Origin of the sequence: Dactylosporangium vinaceum (assembly GCF_019904175.1) — a bacterium.
Classification (GTDB): Bacteria; Actinomycetota; Actinomycetes; order Mycobacteriales; family Micromonosporaceae; genus Dactylosporangium; species Dactylosporangium vinaceum.
In genome coordinates this window covers 2553524-2570801 of the sequence record NZ_CP061913.1, presented here as the reverse complement: position 1 = coordinate 2570801, position 17278 = coordinate 2553524, and the positions used below count along the sequence as shown (strand labels likewise).

Below are 17278 nucleotides of genomic sequence, written 5' to 3'. Positions count from 1 at the left end.
GCGCAACCGAACAGCCGCGCAACCGAACAGCCGCGCAACCGGACAGGCGCACAACCGGACAGCCGCGCAACCGGACAACCGCGCAACCGGACAACCGCGCAACCGGACAGGCGCACAACCGGACAACCGCGCAACCGGACAACCGCGCAACCGGACAACCGCGCAACCGGACAACCGCGCAACCGGACAACCGCGCAACCGGACAGCCGCGCAACCGGACAGCCGCGCAACCGGACAGCCGCGCAACCGGACAGGCGCGCAACCGGACAGGCGCGCAGCTGCGCAGCCTGACAACCGGACAGCCGGACAGTCGCGCAACCGGGCAACGGGCAACACGGAAACAGGGGCAGCCGGGCAATCGCCAGGCACGGCATCCAGGAGGCAGGGCAGCCGGAGGGCAGTCCGCGGTACGCGCGAGTTTCAGATACCAGGCGCCCGAGGCCGCGGCCGACCCGCGGCATCAGGATCGACCGAGCGCACGATCCGGCCGAGCCCGTTCCGAGCCCGCGCGGGCAGCACCAGCAGCCGGGCAGAACCCGCCGGCGCTCCGGCCACGAGCCGAGAAGCCAGCACGACAGCAACGGCGGCCAGCACGGCCGTCGCCACGGCGAGCATGTCACCGGGCGAGCCGACGAAGGCCCACGCGGCAAGCAGGGTGGTCACCGACCACGACATGCCACCGATGCTAGACACTCCCGCCAACCCACACATCAGCCCACGGGAGTATCTCCACCCCGCCCAGTTCCCCGCGCTATCCAGCCGCACAAACGCAACCCAGCCGACAACGACGCCCCGAGCAAAGACCGCCGCCCAACCACCGCAGCCCGCCCGAACGACCCGCCCGGCGCGCTACCGCGCGGGCGGGCGGGACTTGACCCAGGCCGCGATCTGCGTACGCGACTCCAGGTTCAGCTTGCTCAGGATGTTTGACACGTGCACGGCTGCGGTCCGGGGCGAGATGTACAGCCGCCGGGCGAGTTCGGCGTTCGTCAGCCCTTCGGCCAGCAGGACGGCGACCTCGCGCTCTCGAGGCGTCAGGCTCTCGTCGCCGCCGGCCGTGGGCGCGCTCAGGCCGAGGCGGCTGCGCAGGGCGGCCAGTTCGGCGACGCGCCAGCCGGCCCAGCGGGCCAGGTGGGGCTCGGCCGCGCGTACCTCGGCTCGGGCGCCGTCGAGGTCGCCCGCGGCGATGAGGCACCGGGCGGCGCCCAGGTGGCCGGTGCCGCGCTGGGCCGGGAGGAGCATGGTGGGCTCGGCGGTGGCGCGGCGGTAGAGGCGCAGGGCGGCCGGGGTGTCGCCGGCGGCCTCGGCGATCTGGGCGTCGGCCAGCCAGCGGTACGCGTCGTCGAAGAGCGGGTCGTCGATGGCGGCGGCGATCGGGCGCAGTTCGTCGGCGCTCAGGCCGGCGGCGAGGCCCGCGGAGATGATGTCGTGGGCGAAGTCGCGGCCGGTGACGCCGGTGACGCGGACCGCGTCGAGCACGGTGCGGAGCAGGTCGCGGGCGAGGTCGATGCGGCCCAGGCGGCAGGCCAGGTGGAACTGCAGGCCGGGGACCGAGGTCTGGGTGAGCATCGTGTAGGCGTCGTTGGACTGCTCGATCAGGCCGCGGATCACCATGTCGGCCTTGTCGAGCTCGCCCGCTTCGAGGAGCAGCCCGGTGAAGAAGACGCCGTGGTAGTCGCTGCCGTTGCGGGTGCGCAGGAGTCCTTTGTCGCGGCGGCGGGCGGCCTCGAGCTCGGCCAAGGCGCCGCTGAGGTTGCCTTCCTGGACGGCCAGGCGGGCGCGGCCCTGGAAGTACGCGGCCACGGCGAGCGACTCGAACCCGGCCCGCTCGGCGAAGGTGCGCATCCGCTCCAGCGCCGCGGCCCAGTCGGCGGGCCCGCCGGGCAGGAGGTTGTACAGGTTGTTGAGCGACCGCGCGGCCAGCAGCCACTCGCCGGCCTCCTCGGCCTCCTGGGCGGCCTCGTTGAGCAGCTTGACGCCCTCGTCGACGCCGGCCGCGACGTTGACGAGGGCCGAGCCCTTCTCGACCTTGCCGGCCAGCCAGACCGCGGGCAGGCCGAGCTCCTCGCCGAGGGCGATCGCCATGTCGGCCCAGGCGACGGCCCGCTCGGTGTCGTCGTGCAGCATGTACGCCTGGGCGATCGCCGCATACGCCTGCGCCTTCGCGGGCCCGTCGGGCAGGTGCGCGATCTCGCGGCGCAGCTGGGCCGCGCGCTCCTGCATGCTGCCGCTGCTGCCGACCTCCCAGCTGAGCCGGACCAGCAGCCGCAGGGCGTCGGCGCGCTCGTCACCCGTGGCGGCGGCGTCGAGCCAGCGGCGGCCGAGCTCCTGCGCGTCGTCGAGGAGGCCGGCGAGCCAGGCCGCGCGGGCGCCGCAGGAGAGCAGCTCGACGTCGTCGGGGAGCTCGTCGAGGCCCATCTCGGCGAGCTGCAGCGCCTGGTAGGGCGAGCCCATCTCCAGGTAGACGACGAGTCCGCGGCGCGCGGCCTCCACCATGTCGAGGTAGCGGCCGGCGCCCTTGGCGTGGTGGGCGACGAGCGCGTAGTCCTTGCTGCCGGTGGACAGCAGCGTCTCCAGGGCGAGCTCGTGGAGGCGGCGGCGCTGGCGGGCGAGCATCTCGTCGACCAGGGCCTCGCGGGTCAGGGCGTGGCGGAAGCTGAACTCGTCGTCGCCCGTCTCGACCATGAGCCCGCGGCGGACCAGGTCGCGCAGGCCGTCGATGAGCTCGTTCTCGTCGAAGCCGGTGACCGCGGCGAGCAGGTCGAACGGGACCTTACGGCCGAGGACGGCGGCCGCCTCGACGATGCGCTTCTCGGCGTCGTCGAGGTCGTCGAGCTGGCGGCGCAGCGCCTCGGCGATGTTCCAGGGCAGCGGCCTGTCGCACAGCGTGTCAAGGTCGGCGTCGCCGTTGGCCTTGAGCAGCTCCTCCAGGAAGAACGGGTTGCCGCCGGTGCGGTTGTGCAGCGACAGCGCGGTCCGGTAGGTCGGCGGGCGCCCGGTCGCGGACTTCAGGAACATCGACGTGTCGGCCAGGCTCAGGCGCTCGAGCCGCACGTTTGTCACCGTGTAGCGCCGTTCGAGCCGGGTCAGCAGGTCGGCCAGCGGGTGCCGGCGGGTGATCTCGTCGGGCCGGTAGGTGCCGATCAGCAGCCGGCTGCCGGGCAGCTCGGCGATCCGCTCGAACAGCGCGACGCTCTCCGAGTCGGCCCAGTGCAGGTCCTCGAACACGACGAGCGACGTGCCCGGCTCGGTCAGCTGCTGCACGATCTCCAGCCCGGCCTGGATACGGTCGATCATCGAGCGGGACGCGTCGGTGACGACCCGGAGCGGCTCGGGGTCGAGCAGTTCGGAGCGGCGGCTGCTGTCGATGGCGCCGAGCAGCACCTCGAAGGGCCGGCTGAGGGTGCCGGGGTCGGCCTGGCCGTCGAGCACAGGAACGGTCTCGGGCAGGCCCGCGATCAGCTCCTGGACCAGACGGCTCTTGCCGATGCCCGGCTCCCCGCCGAGCATGGCGATGGAGGGCTCGGACCCGTCGGCGAGGCGGCGCAACCGGCGCAGCTCATCGTCGCGGCCGACCATCACCTGGCTCATTCCGCTACGGCTGGCCCGCACGTCACCAGCCTACCGGCGGGAGGGCGCTCCTCCGGCTGTGACGGTCGCGACCAGCGCCACCAGAGGCGGCGCGCGTCCCGCCCGGCCGCGCCGCGGCGGATCTCGAGGCCCAGCAGGCCCTGCTGGCGGTGCTGAAGCTGACTGTAGAGAAAAACCGGGTGCATCATCTGGACTCCTCGGCCGGACTGTTTCGCTGACGGTCCAATCGTCGCGACGTAAGGGGCCTCTGCCATCTGCACCTGTTACGTATCTTCGACCCTCGACCCGGCCTAGTCATCCACACCGGGCCTAGTCATCCCCACGGCCGGCAGCGGAGCCCCGACGTCGGAGCCGGACAGCGAGCCGCCAAACCGAACCGCCCAGCCGAGCCGCAGGGCCGGGGCCCGACAACCAGAACAGCCCCGGCACGTCGGTGAAGACGTGCCGGGGCTGCACTCCCCCGCGGTTCGGTCGCGTGAGAGCTGGGGCCGTGGACGGCCGGCTCAGGAGAGATGCTCGCGCCGGTTTCGACGACGCAGCCGCACGCGGCTTGTCCAGTGCCTGCTCTCGTCGAACACGTCGAGGCGGCGCTGGCGGACGAGCTCGGACAGCAGACCATCGTGGACGTTCATGATTCGGACCCCTCTCAACCTCGTGCCTCCATCGTGTCCGAGTAAGCCCCGCGTTCCATCGGTATCGCTTACGTAATCCCGCCGCCCCGACATACGTAGACGGGGCCCCGACCCACCTACGTATGTCACCCCGGCGCCTAGTCATCCTCGGCCGAAAACGAGTAACCCCAGGCCAAACGGGGAACAGGCCGAGACATGATGCGCGTAGGTACCTCCGGCTGGCAGTACCGGGACTGGCGCGGCCGCTTCTACCCGCGCGAGGTCCCGCACCGGCTGTGGCTGGAGCATTACGCAGCGGCGTTCGACACGGTCGAGGTGAACAACGCGTTCTACCGCCTGCCCGAGCGCACGACCTTCGAGGCGTGGCGGGCCCGCACCCCCGGCGACTTCATCGTCACGGTCAAGGCCAGCCGCTTCCTCACGCACGTCAAGCGCCTGAAGGAGCCGGAGGAGCCGGTGGCCCGCCTGCTGGAGCGGGCGGCCGGCCTGGGCGACCGGCTCGGACCGGTACTGCTGCAGCTCCCACCCACCATGCACGCCGACCCGGACGCTCTGGAGCGCACGCTCAAGGCGTTCCCGAGCACCGTCCGCGTCGCCGTCGAGCCGCGGCACGACTCGTGGTGGACGGAGACGATCAAGGACGTACTCACCCGGCACGACGCAGCCCTGTGCTGGTCGGACCGCAAGGGGCGCCCGCAGGCACCACTGTGGCGCACGGCCGGCTGGGGCTATCTGCGCCTGCACGAGGGCCGCGCCAACCCCTGGCCCCGCTACGGCCGCGCCGCCCTCGACACCTGGATGGGCCGCCTGGCCGAGGCGTTCGGGAGCGAGGACATCTACGTGTACTTCAACAACGACCCCGGCTGCGCCGCGATCACCGACGCCGTCGCGTTCGCCCGCCTCGCCGCCCGCCGCGGCCTGACCGTCGGCCGCACCCCTGACCAAGTGCCGAACTGGTCGTAGGCTGCACCCGTGGCCAAGTTCTGTTGCGCGATCTTCGTGATCGCCGCGTTTTTCGCGCTCCTCGTCTGGCAGCGCCGCCACCTCATGAACCGCAAGGATCGCGACTAGCCCGCATACGAGCCAAAACCGGCGGCTGTACTCCCACACGCGCCGGAGCACCGCGAAGCGCACCGCCGTCACCCTGACGCGCGCCCCGGCGGCTACGGAGCGCCACCGCGAACCGGCAGAAACACCGGCAGATCCGGCGACCGCCGACCGACCCGCACCCCGGGCCCGTCCACGCCTGCGGCCGGTCGCCGAACCGCGCACCCGGGCCGCCACCTCGGCACCCACCGGCGGCCGATCGGGTGGCCGGCCCGCGCCGCATCCGAGGTGACGGATGTATCAGGGGACCCGCGGCCCCTCTCTCGTCCAGTGCGGGCGGCTGCGGGATGGTCGGGCTCCCGGGAGTACCCACACGTTTCAATTCATCGGATATCCGGCAGAACAGCCGGACAAACGCGGTGAATGCCGAAAAGGCACGCGCCGGAGGGTCGTCATGGGACTGCACAGGGTGATTACGGGGCAACGGAACCGACATGTTCCCGATATTCTGAGTACTCGATGTGGGGACCGGAGGGGGGCCGCCCATATGGGCAAGCACGGGGTCGCGTCGGTACGGGCACGTTTGCGCGGGACACGGTGACCGCAACGGTGGGCCGGGAGGGCGGTGCGTTCACGGGCGCGACCGAGGCCGTGCTGCACCTGCACCGCGCGGCCAACGCGGTCCGCCAGCACGTCGAACAGGAAGTCCTCCGCCCCCGCCAGCTCACCTGGACCGGCTTCGTCGTCCTGCGCACCGTCTGGGCCGCCCGCCGCATCGAAACCCGCCACGTCGCCGAACAGGCCGGCATCTCCAAAGCCACCCTCACCGGCGTCGTCGACACCCTCTCCGGACGCGGCCTCGTCAAACGCACCAACCACCCCGACGACGGCCGCCTCGTGCTGCTCCAGCTCACCCGCAAAGGCCACCGCCTCATCCGCGAACTGCTCCCCGAGTCGCAGAACGCCGAGGCCTACGCCCTCTCCTCCCTCGAACCCGCCGAACTCACCCGCATCACCACCGCGCTGCGTGGACTCGTCGATCACCTGGAGCGATCGCGGTAGGCAGGGTGCGGTATTTACGTCATTTTTCCGGCTTTCGATCGTTGGAACGAGACCGGAACAGTGCCGTAACGGTGTGACCTCCGGCGCGGAGATTCGCGCTCCGCTGGACTACTGTTCGAGGCAGTGCCGCGAATCCACAACGGTGCCCGAACGGGCACAATTGATGCATACAGCGTGGTCTTTTCAATGCCCGACGAAGGGACCAGACTGCTGGGGAGCACCACGTCCCCGTACAACCCCTGAAGACCCTGGAAGGACCCCGATGACCGAGGCAGGCAAGCACGACGACGCCGGCGAGTCCGGCCCGCCGGACCTGCCGCTGCGCTCGGCCGCGCCCGCGCGGCGCGCCACCGTCGGCGACCTGACCGCGAACGACCCGATCCGCATCGACCACTACCGCCTGCTCGGCCAGCTCGGCATCGGCGGCATGGGCACGGTGTATCTGGCCCAGTCGCCGGAGGGCGGCCGGGTCGCGGTCAAACTGGTCCACCAGCACCTGGCCCGCGACCCCCGCTTCCGGGTCCGCTTCGCCGGCGAGGTCCGGGCGGCCCAGCGCGTGCCCGGCTTCTGCACCGCGCGGGTCCTCGACTCGGGGGTGTTCGAGGAGCGGCCGTACCTGGTCACCGAATACCTCGAAGGCATCCCGCTCTCCCGCCTCGTCGCCGACGACGGCCCGCTCGACCCGGCCATGCTGCACAGCGTGGCCCTCGGCGTCGCGGCCTCCCTCGCGGCCATCCACAACGTCGGCCTCGTGCACCGCGACCTCAAACCGAGCAACCTCATGGTCACGCTCGGTGGCGTCCGGATCATCGACTTCGGCATCGCCCGCGCCCTCGACGCGGCCAGCGACATCACCGGGACCGGCAACATCGTCGGCAGCCTCGGCTGGGCCTCTCCGGAGCAGCTCCGCGCCGAGGAGCCCACCGCCGCGATGGACATCTTCGGCTGGGGCTGCCTCGTCGCGTTCGCCGCGACCGGCCGGCACCCCTACGGCGGCGAGGAGGCCGCGGCCCGCGCCTGGAAGATCCTGGAGGGCGAGCCCGACCTCAGCGGCATCCCCGACCCGGTCCGCGACCTGGTCGCCGCCGCGCTCAGCCGCGACCCGCAGGACCGTCCGGACGCGCGGCAGCTGCTCCTGGGCCTGGCGATCGACGACCTGGAAGCCGCGACAGTACCCGTCCAGCGCCGCTGGCTGCGCGCCCCCGCCCAGATGTCACGCCGCCGCGTCACGTCGATGGCGATCGCCGTGCCGATGGCCCTCGCCCTGGTCTTCGCCGCCGCCGAGACCACGTCCGACATGATGGGCGGCAACCCCGGCACCGACAACCACCGCGGCAACACCGGCGGCGACGCGGTCACCACCGACCTGTCCCAGCAGCCGGCCCCGATCACCTCGGTGATCGGCGGAGGCGGCGGCCGCCCCAACCCCGGCGTGACCGAGACCAGGATCGGCAACCCCACCAACGCGGCCCAGCCCCCGGCCCCAACCCAGACCGTCAACGGCCCGGTGGTCACCCCGACCACCACAGCCCCGCTGGTCATCACCACCACGACCACCGGCCCGCCGCCCACCACCGCCGGACCCACCCCGGTCACCGACCCCACCCCCACGCCGACCGAAACCCCCACCGAGGGCAACGGCGGCGGCGTCCCGATCGTCCCCACCCCGTAACAGGCGCCCAGGCCCCCACCGCCGGGACCTCCGCACTCGCCGACGCGCCAGCGAGCCGACGCCCACCAAGCCCTAGCCCGACGCCACACTGCACGCTCGCCCCGCCCGCACCCATCGCGTTCCGAGCGCCACCCGCACCGCACACCCGAACCCGGCGCCCAAGCCACACGCCCACCGTGCCGAGCCGGGCGCTCACCACGCACGGGAGCCGCACCCACTGTGTGCCGGCGCCGCGTCCACCGTGTCCGAGCCCGGCGCTCACCGTGCGCCGGGAGCCGCGTCCATCCTGCGCGCTCACCGCGCGCGTGGCTGGAGCCGTCGGCGAGCAGCGCCACGCGCGGACGCGCACGGGAAGCCTCACGCGCGGACGCGCAGGGAGCCTCACGCACGGGTGCGCGCAAGGAGCGCCACGCGCGAGCGCCGCGCTCACCGCCCGAGCCGTCGGCGAGGAGCGCCACGCGCGGACGCGCAGGGAGCCTCACGCACGGGTGCGCGCAAGGAGCATCACGCGCGAGCGCCGCGCTCACCGCGCCCGAGCCCGGCGCTCACCGTACGCCGGGAGCCGCGTCCATCCTGCGCGCTCACCGCGCGCGTGGCCGGAGCCGTCGGCGAGCAGCGCCACGCGCGGACGCGCACGGGAAGCCTCACGCGCGGACGCGCAGGGAGCCTCACGCACGGGTGCGCGCAAGGAGCGCCACCGGCGGTCAGGGTCATGGCGCCCAGGGCCAGGATTCGCGCGAGCGCCGCGCTCACCGCGCCACGCGCGAGCGCCGCGCTCACCGCGCCCGAGCCCGGCGCTCACCGTGCGCCGGGAGCCACATCCATCCTGCGCGCTCACCGCGCGCGTGGCCCGAGCCGTCGGGCGAGCAGCGCCACGCGCGGACGCGCACGGGAAGCCTCACGCGCGGACGCGCGGGGAGCCTCACGCGCGGACGCGCGGGGAGCCTCACGCACGGAGCGTCACGTGCGGACGCGCACAGGAAGCGCCACGCGCGGGGAGCCTCACGCAGGGAGCGTCACGCGCGGACGCGCCGGGAGGCTCACCCGGGACTTGTCACCGTGCGCACGGGCGGCCGCGGTGGGTCACCGCCGGAGCTCCCTCGCGCGGGTGCGCGTCCGAGGGAGCCCGGCGGTGGGCGGCCGTGCGAGGGGGCGGGTCAGAGGACGTGCTGGAGGTACCCCTTGATGGTCTCGGCCAGCACGTCCTCGCCCGGCCGGGACCAGACGTCCTCGTGGAAGACCTCGACCTCGATCGGGCCGCGGTAGCCGGCCGCGTCCACCGCCTCCCGGAACCGGCGCAGCTCCACGCAGCCCGTCCCCGGCAGGCCGCGGCCCAGGAGCACGCCCTCGGGCAGCGGGGTGATCCAGTCCGCGACCTGGAAGCAGGCGATCCGCCCCGCCGCGCCGGCCCGGGCCAGCTGGGTCCAGACCTGGTCGTCCCACCAGAGGTGGTAGGTGTCCACGGCGACCCCGACCGCTGCCGCCGGGAATGCGTCGGCGATGTCCAGCGCGTTGCCGAGCGTGGCGATCACGCAGCGGTCGGATGCGAACATCGGGTGCAAAGGCTCAATGGCCAGTTGTACTCCGGCCGCCTCAGCGTGCGGCACGAGAGCTGCGATGGCGTCGGCGACCATCCGGCGGGCGCCGTCGACGTCGCGGCTCCCGGGCGGCAGGCCGCCGCTCACGAGCACGAGCACCGGTGCGCCGAGCGCGGCCGCCTCGTCGATCGCGCGGAGGTTGTCGTCGCGCCAGCCGTCAGCGGTGAAGAAGCCGCCGCGGCACAGTGTCGTCACCGTCAGGCCGGCCGACCGGACGAGCGCCGCCGTGCGCTCCACGCCGAGCTCGTCGACCTGGTCGCGCCAGAGGCCGATTCCCGGTACCCCCGCCGCCACACACCCCGCGACGGTCTCCCGCATGGGCCAGCGTTTGGTCGTCGCCTGGTTCAGTGAGAACCGCGACAGGTCACTCATCGTTGTTGCCTCTCGCTCATGGCCGCACCGGCGCGGGCCCGCCGCGGGTGCGACGGGCACCGCGGGCGGGCTACAGGTCCAGCGACGGGATCTCGATGCGGCGGCCGGTGCGGGCCGACTCCAGGCCCAGCTCGGCCAACTGCACCCCGCGGGCGCCCGCGGCGAAGTCCCACGGGAACGCGGCGTCGTCGACGACGTGGCGCAGGAAGTGCTCCCACTGGACCTTGAAGCCGTTGTCGAACTCCTCGTTGTCCGGCACCCGCTGCCACTGCGCGCGGAACTGCTCGGTGGCCGGGAGGTCCGGGTTCCACACCGGCTTCGGGGTGGTGGCGCGGTGCTGGACGTGGCACTCGCGCAGGCCCGCGACCGCGCTGCCGTGGGTGCCGTCGACCTGGAACTCGACGAGCTCGTCGCGGTACACCCGCACCGCCCAGGACGAGTTGACCTGCGCGACGATCCCGCCCTCGAGCTCGAAGGTGCCGTAGGCGGCGTCGTCGGCGGTCGCCTCGTACACGGCGCCGGACTCGTCGACCCTCGACGGGATGTGGGTCACGATCGTGGCCTGGACGGAGCGGACGGGCGCGAAGATGCGCTCCAGGACGTACTGCCAATGGGGGAACATATCGACAGCGATCCCGCCGCCGTCCTGGGATCGGTAGTTCCAGGAGGGCCGCTGGGCCGACTGCCAGTCGCCCTCGAACACCCAGTAGCCGAACTCGCCGCGGACGGACAGGATGCGGCCGAAGAAGCCGCCCTCCACGAGCCGGGCCAGTTTGCGCAGGCCGGGCAGGAACAGCTTGTCCTGCACCACGCCGTGCTTGACCCCGGCGGCGACGGCCGCGCGGTACAGGTCGACGGCGGCCGCGGTGTCGTCGGCAAGCGGCTTCTCGGTGTAGATGTGCTTGCCGGCCTCGATCGCGGCGCGGATGGCCTTCTCGCGCTGCTGGGTCACCTGGGCGTCGAAGTAGATCTGGACATCGTCGCGGGCCAGGGCCTCATCGAGGTCGGTGGTCCAGTCGGTGAGACCGTGCCGCTCGGCGATCTCCTGCAGCTTGGCCGGGCTGCGGCCGACCAGGATCGGCTCGGGCCAGATGCGGCGGCCGTCGCCGGCGGGCAGCCCGCCCTCGTCCCGGATGGCCAGCAGCGAGCGGACGAGGTGCTGGCGGTAGCCCATACGGCCGGTCACGCCGTTGAGCACGATGCCGATCGGAACGCGGTTCACGTGGCTCCCTTACGAAGAAACAGGAATGTAGGTCTCGAGCAGGCCGCACATGCCGTGCTTGCCGGACTCGGTCGGGTTCGCGAGCACCTCGATGCCGCCCGCGGCCAGGTGGGCCGGGTCGGACTTCTCCAGGGCGTCGAGCTGGCGGCCGGTCTCCAGCGCCACCTCCAGGGGGCCGGTCTCCCAGCGCCGCCGCCAGTCGGCGAGCTTCGGGGCGACGAGCGCGGCGGCCGTGCGGCAGAACTCGGTGAACGCCTCCGGGCCGGCCGCGCGCATCGCGAGGAAGCCGGTGACGGCGAGGTCGCGGCGGCGGTACGCCGGGCCGAGGTCCGCGCCGCCGGGCAGCGTGGCGGCGGCCCGGTACCGCTCCGGGTCGCCGAGCACGTCTGCCGGGAACGTCAGGACCGCGTCGCCGGCCTCGGGCAGGCCCGCGTTCTGCATGAGCACCACGAGCTGCAGGCCGTCCTCGTTGACGAGCCGGTGGATGGTGCCCGGGCGGAACCACGCGACGGTGCCGGGCTTGAGCGGCGTCTCGCGGTAGCCCTCCCCGGAAAGCGTCTGCACGTGGCCCTGCCCGGTGATCACGACGTACCCCTCGGAGCACGTCAGATGCATGTGCGGCGTGCCACCGTGCAGCCCGTCGGGGGCGGTGGTGTCATACACCGACAGGCGGGACACGCCGACCGCGCCCGGCAAATAGGATCTCAAGGTGTACCCCCAGTGCAGGAAACCGCTTTCCTGAGGCTAGCCGGTACGCTGAGCACGGGTCAATGGAGAGATAGGGGTCTTAGCGATGGCAACGCTCGCCGACGTAGCCCGCCGCGCGGGTGTGTCACCGGCAACGGCCTCCCGGATCATCAGCGGCAGCACCAAGCTCGTGACCGACGAGCTGCGGGCGCGGGTGCTGCGGGCCGTCGACGAGCTGCAGTACGTGCCGAACGCGCACGCCCAGCTCCTGGCCCGGGCCCAGCGCACCGCGGTCGGCGTGATCGTCCACGACGTCTCCGACCCCTACTTCGCCGAGATCACCCGCGGGCTGCAGCAGGTCGCCACCACCCACGGGCGCCTGGTCATCATCTGCAACAGCTACCGCGATCCGGCCCGCGAGCTCGAGTACGTCGAGCTGCTCCGGGCCCAGCAGGTCGCCGCGATCGTGCTGGCGGGCTCCGGCTACCACGACGCCGCCTTCACCAAGGCCCTCAAGGCGAAGCTCGCCGCCTACACGCGCACCGGCGGCCGGGTAAGCGTCATCGGCCGCCACGAGCTCCCCGGCGACGCGGTGATGCCGGCCAACGAGGAGGGCGGCTACCTGGCCGGGTGCGAGCTGTTCGGCAGCGGCCACCGCAGGGTCGGCGTCATCGCGGGCCCGAAGGTCCTCACCACGACCACCGACCGCCTGGCCGGCCTGCGCCGCGCCGCCCGCGAGTTCCGGGGCACGGTGCCGGCCCGCCGCGTCGCGTACGCCGGCTTCGACCGCGACGGCGGCGCCGAGGCCATCACCGCACTGCTCGACTCCTCGCCCGACCTGACCGCCGTCGTGGCCCTCAACGACCAGATGGCGGTGGGCGCCCTGAGCACGCTGCGCGCCCGCGGCATCGCGGTGCCGGACCAGATCTCGCTCATAGGCTTCGACGACATGCCGATCGCCCGCGACGTGACCCCGCCCCTGACGACGGTCCGCCTCCCCCTGGCCGAAATGGGCGCCCGCGCGATGTCGATGGCCCTGGACGACACGCACAGCCCCGACACTCCCCGCATCGAGCCCGCCCAGGCCACCCTGGTCCGCCGCGAAAGCACCCGCTCACTGCCGGCGTGAGCACTCGTGCAACTTCGTGCACGACGCGACACCCCGTTTGCTCTCTCCGGACGGCGGCGACTGCGGCCATGACCGTGGGTGTCGCCCTTCGGCTGTTCACATTGAGCGCTGCCGTGAGCCGTCGCCGGTGAGCTGTTCACATTGAGCATTGCTGTAAACCGTCGGCGGTGAGCTGTTCACTTTGGCCATTGCTGTGAGCCGTCGCCTCGGGCTGTCGCCGTGGCTGTGGTTTTGCGCGAGTCAACACGACTGAGCACCAAGTGAGCACTCGACCGGAGCGGTCCGTTGCTCGATACGACCGCAGACTCCGGAGCCACCCCGATGCGGCCGCAGACTCCGGAGCTACCCCGATGCGGCCGCAGGCTCCGGAGCGACGGGGAACGGCGAGGTTAGACGAGGAACGGCGAGAAGCGACGAGGAGCGACGAGGTGTGCGTTTCAGCCGTTGACCTCCTGATATGTCGGGAGGTCGGCGCGCACATCGTGATCGAGTCGTACCGCCACAGCCGTCTCCACCACAGCGGCAAGCGCGGCGCGGAACAGGAGCGAGCCCAGGCTGATCCGGGCGACGCCGAGCCCGCCGAGCTCGGCGACGGTGAGCCCGCCCGGCTGCGCGAGCACGTTGAGCGGCACGTCGGCCGCCGCTACGAGCCGGGCGATGTCGCCCGGTTCGCGCACACCGGGCACGAACACGCCGTCAGCGCCCGCGTCGCGATACATGCGCATGCGTCGAACCGCTTCACCGATGTCGCCGGCGCGCAGCCAGTGTGTGTCAGTTCGTGCATTCACGAACAGTCCGGGCACTGCGCGTTTGATGTCGCGGATGAGCGAAGCGTGCACGGCGGCGTCGCCGAACGCGTCCTCGACGTTCACGCCGACCGCTCCCGCCTCGGCCGCGGCGACGGCCGCCGCGACCGAGCCGCGCTCGATGTCGGCGGTGACCAGCACCGGCAGCGTGGCCAGGCGCGAAACGAGCCGCAGCGTCTCGTCCAGGGTGGCGTCCTCACCGTCGGGCAGGCCATGGCTGGCCGCGACGCCGAGGCTTGTGGTCCCGACCGCCCGGAACCCGGCGGCCACGAGCGCCCGGGCCCCGGCCACGTCCCAGACGTTGGGCAACACCAGGGGCTTGCCCGGCACGTGCAGCGACGCGAACTCGTGCTCGTTCACCGCAGCGCACCTTCCACCAGCGCGAGCGCATGTTCGCGCCCGGGACAGCCCCGCGGCCCGGCGCCGAAGGGTGTTGCGGTCAGCGGCACGACGACGACGGTGCCGTCCGGGCCGACGCGGCGCGTGGCGGCCACCGGCGGGTCGGTGCGCAGCACCTCGTCGACCGTCCGCGTCCGCGCCCGCTCGATGAGCGTCGCGGTGGCGTCGCACGCCTGGACCAGCACCTGGATGTGTGCAGCCGTCCGCTCGTCGTATTCACCACCGAACACCGCGACGAGCCGATCAACGGCGGAGTCGGCCGCGGCGTCCCCCGTCTGGTACGCCGCCGCCGCAACCCGCACGTCGGCGACGACGCCGGGCATCACCCGCTCCGCGACACCGAGCGCCCGAGCGAGCGGCGCGACCGGATGCCCGTCGTACGCCCGCCGAAGCCCATCGAGATCAATGCCGGCAACGATCTCCTCGACAATGGCGCGGCGACGAGCATGCACCTCACCGTTGGCGAACCGGCTGACGTTCGCGCGCAGCCAACCGATACCGCGGGCCGCCGGCTCGACCTCGGGAACAGGATACGAAAGCATGCCCCTCACGCTAGGCCCGCAACCGTTCGGCGCCGGCCGAACCATCCACCGACCACCCGTCTCCGGCACCCCCGCGCACCCGTCCCCCCACACTTCGTGCGAGACCCACCACGGCTCGCCCGGCAGAGTTCACCTCCTCATCAGCAGGGCCAGAGTTGGAGCGGCCCGGCCGCCGGGTGGTCGATGCACGTCGTCACCGAGGTGCGGGACGCGATCGCCGTTCGTGCGCATGCGCGCCCGCCCGACGCTCGACCGGAGCGGCTGCTGCGGGTGGCGGTGCGGCGGCCGGGGTCACGGGGTGACGAGGTGGGCCGGCCAGCGGGTGAGGGTCTGAACGGTCTCACCCTCCTGTATCACGGCGGCGCGCTCGCGGTCGTGGCCGGCGGAGACCTGGTGACGGTGAGCGGGGCTGGCGACAGAGCGTCAGGCGCGCGGAGCGGCGGTGCTCGCCCGGACGATCAGGTCGGCCGGGAGGCAGAGGTGCTCGGCGGCCTGGGGTTCGCCGGTCCTGGTGGCCTCGATGGCGCGGGTCAGGGCGGCGGCCGCGGCGTGGCCCTTGGCCAGGATGTCCTGGCGGACAGTGGTCAGCGGCGGGCGCATCCGGGCGGCGGCCGGGCTGTCGTCGAAGCCGACCACCGACAGGTCCTCCGGGACCGTCAGGCCGGCGTCCACCGCGGCCTCCATCACGCCCTGGGCCAGGGCGTCGGAGAAGCAGACGATCGCGGTCGGCGGGTCGCCGGCCTTCAGCAGCTCGCTCGCGGCGCGGTAGCCCGAGTCGGGGTCGCCGTGGGGCTGCCGGGCGATCACCGGGGTGATGCCGGCCGGTGTCAGGGCGTCCAGCCAGCCGGTCAGGCGCTGGTCGGCCACGAAGCCGTCGATGACGTCGCCGGTGTCTTCGGGGGCGATCAGGCCGTGGCGGCCGCGGATGCCGGAGGTGACGATGCCCACGCGGCGGTGGCCGAGGTCGACCAGGTGCTGCGCCGCGGCTCGGGCGCCGGCGCGGTCGGCGACGTTCACGGCGGGTACCCCATCGGCGGGGTTCTGGTCGATGAAGACCAGTGGGATCTTGCGGCGTAGGAGCCACTCGACTCCGGTGTTCTCCGGGTCGCAGGAGTACACCAGGGCGCCGTCCATCGCCACGTCCCGGGCCGGGATGACGCTGCCCGCCTGGTTGGTGGTCAGGAGGGTCAGGCCCAGGCCGGTCGGGGCGAGCTCGTCGGCGATGGCGCCCAGGAAGGTGGTGGCGACCTCGTCACTGAACGCCTGGCTCAGCGAGTCGGTGAGCAGGATGCCGACGGCACCGGTGGTGCCGCGGGCGAGCGCCCGCGCGGCCGGGTCCGGGCCGACGTAGCCGAGCTCGTCGGCGACGGCCAGGATCCGGTCGCGCAGGGTCGGGGACAGCTGGTCGGGGCGGGAGAACGCGTTCGAGACGGTCATCCGGCTCACGCCGACCCGGTCGGCGATCGTCTGCAGGGTCACCCTTCCCACCGCAGCGGCCTCCCTTGTCGATATTTGTGTACTTCCCGCAGAACCTTAACGCGCCGGACGCGAATGCACCGCCGGGGCCGGGGCCACCGCTTCGGCCACCCGGCGCAGGGTCGCGGCCAGGGCGTTGCGGGTGCGGTAGGCGCGCGGAGGGCGCACCGCCACAGCGTGGGTGACTACGGGGGCGCTCGGCAGGGCGCTCGCGTATTCGAATGTCTCGCCGTTCCACGCGGAGCCGTACTGCTCAGCGAGGGAGGACTGGGACACGATCATGGCGAACGGGAACGTGCTCATTGCGGGTCTCCTCCGTCTGTACCGGTAAAGCTGACGGGCGACACAGGCCAAGCCGGTGGGAACCCCAGTCGGCCGGTGCAACGTGTTGTATACCGGTACAGTAAACCGCCGCGCTGTACCGGTCAAGTCTATATCGGTAAAGACCGCCTAGCGACGCGCTTTGCGGGACTTCGTCCGCTTTTTCGGGGCCTGGCGCGCCGGGCGGAAGAACAGGAAACCGAGAGCTCCCAGGACGGCGATCGCGCCCAGCGAGTACCAGATCCAGGAAAATGAAACTGACGAGGAAGTGCCGGATGGCGGGGCCGCAGCGGCCGAGACCGGCGGTGGGCTGCACTTCTTCTCGTCCGGGGCCGGTGTCGCGCCCGCCGCCGCCACGTGCAGGACGCCCTCGCAGCGGCCGATCGCCGGGGTGCCCATGTCGGCCACGACCGTCCACTCGCCGGGCGTCAGAGTCCCGCTGTACGTGACCGCGTCCCCGTTGCGCTTGAGCGGCGCCGGGCCGACCCGCTGGCCGGTGCCGGACGTCGCCAGCATGGTCATGCCGATCGGCTCGGTGACCGGGTGGCCGTCCTCCCAGACCGCGGTGACCCAGACCGAGCCGGCGCCGTCACCGTGCAGGGTCAGCACGACACCGCCGTGAGCGTCGGCGTCCTCGGCGAACCCGAAGACCGCGACGGCGACCGCAAGCACGGTCACCACCAGGCACGCCGCGGCCCGGCGCCACATGGGCGCCGGGCCGG

At 72.6% G+C, this 17278-nt stretch carries 15 protein-coding genes; 4 read left to right on the top strand and 11 right to left on the bottom strand.

The features are described from left to right. Positions 1-420: 420 nt before the first annotated feature. The 3 genes from Dvina_RS11250 to Dvina_RS55125 form a co-directional block, all read right to left on the bottom strand. Entirely contained in the window at positions 421-675 is a 255-nt protein-coding gene (locus Dvina_RS11250; RefSeq protein ID WP_223102393.1) for a DUF6412 domain-containing protein, read from the bottom strand. A gap of 174 nt (positions 676-849) precedes the next feature. Next, the gene (locus Dvina_RS11245; protein WP_246656152.1) at positions 850-3612 is read right to left on the bottom strand and encodes an ATP-binding protein; all 2763 of its coding nucleotides are present in this window, start codon (positions 3610-3612) and stop codon (positions 850-852) included. A 482-nt stretch (positions 3613-4094) separates the two neighbouring features. Beyond that, positions 4095-4223, bottom strand: coding sequence for a hypothetical protein (locus Dvina_RS55125; RefSeq protein WP_261963647.1), 129 nt, complete (start codon positions 4221-4223; stop codon positions 4095-4097). Between the two features lie 195 nt (positions 4224-4418). Here Dvina_RS55125 and Dvina_RS11240 point away from each other — a divergent pair, with 195 nt between their 5' ends. The 3 genes from Dvina_RS11240 to Dvina_RS11230 all read left to right on the top strand — a co-directional run bounded on the left by Dvina_RS11240 (position 4419) and on the right by Dvina_RS11230 (position 8004). Further along, a complete protein-coding gene (locus Dvina_RS11240; RefSeq protein ID WP_223102392.1) occupies positions 4419-5186 on the top strand; it encodes a DUF72 domain-containing protein in 768 nt (255 codons plus the stop codon). 681 nt (positions 5187-5867) lie between these two features. After that, a complete protein-coding gene (locus Dvina_RS11235) occupies positions 5868-6332 on the top strand; it encodes a MarR family winged helix-turn-helix transcriptional regulator (RefSeq protein ID WP_223102391.1) in 465 nt (154 codons plus the stop codon). Positions 6333-6594: 262 nt separating this feature from the next. Next, positions 6595-8004: a serine/threonine-protein kinase gene (locus tag Dvina_RS11230; RefSeq protein ID WP_223102390.1), complete on the top strand. Its 1410-nt coding sequence runs from the start codon at positions 6595-6597 to the stop codon at positions 8002-8004. Positions 8005-9161: 1157 nt separating this feature from the next. On the opposite strand, the gene Dvina_RS11225 is transcribed toward Dvina_RS11230, so the two are convergent. The 3 genes from Dvina_RS11225 to Dvina_RS11215 all read right to left on the bottom strand — a co-directional run bounded on the left by Dvina_RS11225 (position 9162) and on the right by Dvina_RS11215 (position 11904). Continuing rightward, on the bottom strand, positions 9162-9974 hold the full coding sequence (locus Dvina_RS11225; RefSeq protein WP_223102389.1) for a sugar phosphate isomerase/epimerase family protein: 813 nt from the start codon (positions 9972-9974) through the stop codon (positions 9162-9164). Between the two features lie 70 nt (positions 9975-10044). After that, a complete protein-coding gene (locus Dvina_RS11220) occupies positions 10045-11196 on the bottom strand; it encodes a Gfo/Idh/MocA family protein (protein WP_223102388.1) in 1152 nt (383 codons plus the stop codon). 9 nt (positions 11197-11205) lie between these two features. Then, complete coding sequence (locus Dvina_RS11215; RefSeq protein ID WP_246656151.1) at positions 11206-11904, bottom strand: cupin domain-containing protein; 699 nt, start codon at positions 11902-11904, stop codon at positions 11206-11208. An 85-nt stretch (positions 11905-11989) separates the two neighbouring features. Between Dvina_RS11215 and Dvina_RS11210 the strand changes: the two genes are divergently transcribed. Beyond that, positions 11990-13012 carry a LacI family DNA-binding transcriptional regulator gene (locus Dvina_RS11210; protein ID WP_223102387.1) on the top strand — a complete coding sequence of 341 codons (1023 nt, stop codon included), beginning with the start codon at positions 11990-11992 and terminating at the stop codon, positions 13010-13012. Between the two features lie 437 nt (positions 13013-13449). Here the strand turns inward: Dvina_RS11210 and Dvina_RS11205 are convergent, their stop codons facing one another. From Dvina_RS11205 to Dvina_RS11185, 5 genes are all read right to left on the bottom strand, one after another. Beyond that, positions 13450-14178, bottom strand: coding sequence for an isocitrate lyase/PEP mutase family protein (locus Dvina_RS11205; RefSeq protein ID WP_223102386.1), 729 nt, complete (start codon positions 14176-14178; stop codon positions 13450-13452). Continuing rightward, a complete protein-coding gene (locus Dvina_RS11200; protein ID WP_223102385.1) occupies positions 14175-14759 on the bottom strand; it encodes a cytochrome P450 in 585 nt (194 codons plus the stop codon). Before Dvina_RS11200 ends, Dvina_RS11205 begins: the two co-directional genes overlap by 4 nt. Before the next feature lie 423 nt (positions 14760-15182). Then, on the bottom strand, positions 15183-16247 hold the full coding sequence (locus Dvina_RS11195) for a LacI family DNA-binding transcriptional regulator (protein WP_223102384.1): 1065 nt from the start codon (positions 16245-16247) through the stop codon (positions 15183-15185). A gap of 45 nt (positions 16248-16292) precedes the next feature. Further along, entirely contained in the window at positions 16293-16538 is a 246-nt protein-coding gene (locus Dvina_RS11190) for a hypothetical protein (RefSeq protein WP_223102383.1), read from the bottom strand. Between the two features lie 147 nt (positions 16539-16685). Further along, entirely contained in the window at positions 16686-17234 is a 549-nt protein-coding gene (locus Dvina_RS11185) for a hypothetical protein (RefSeq protein ID WP_223102382.1), read from the bottom strand. Between the last annotated feature and the right edge of the window lie 44 nt (positions 17235-17278).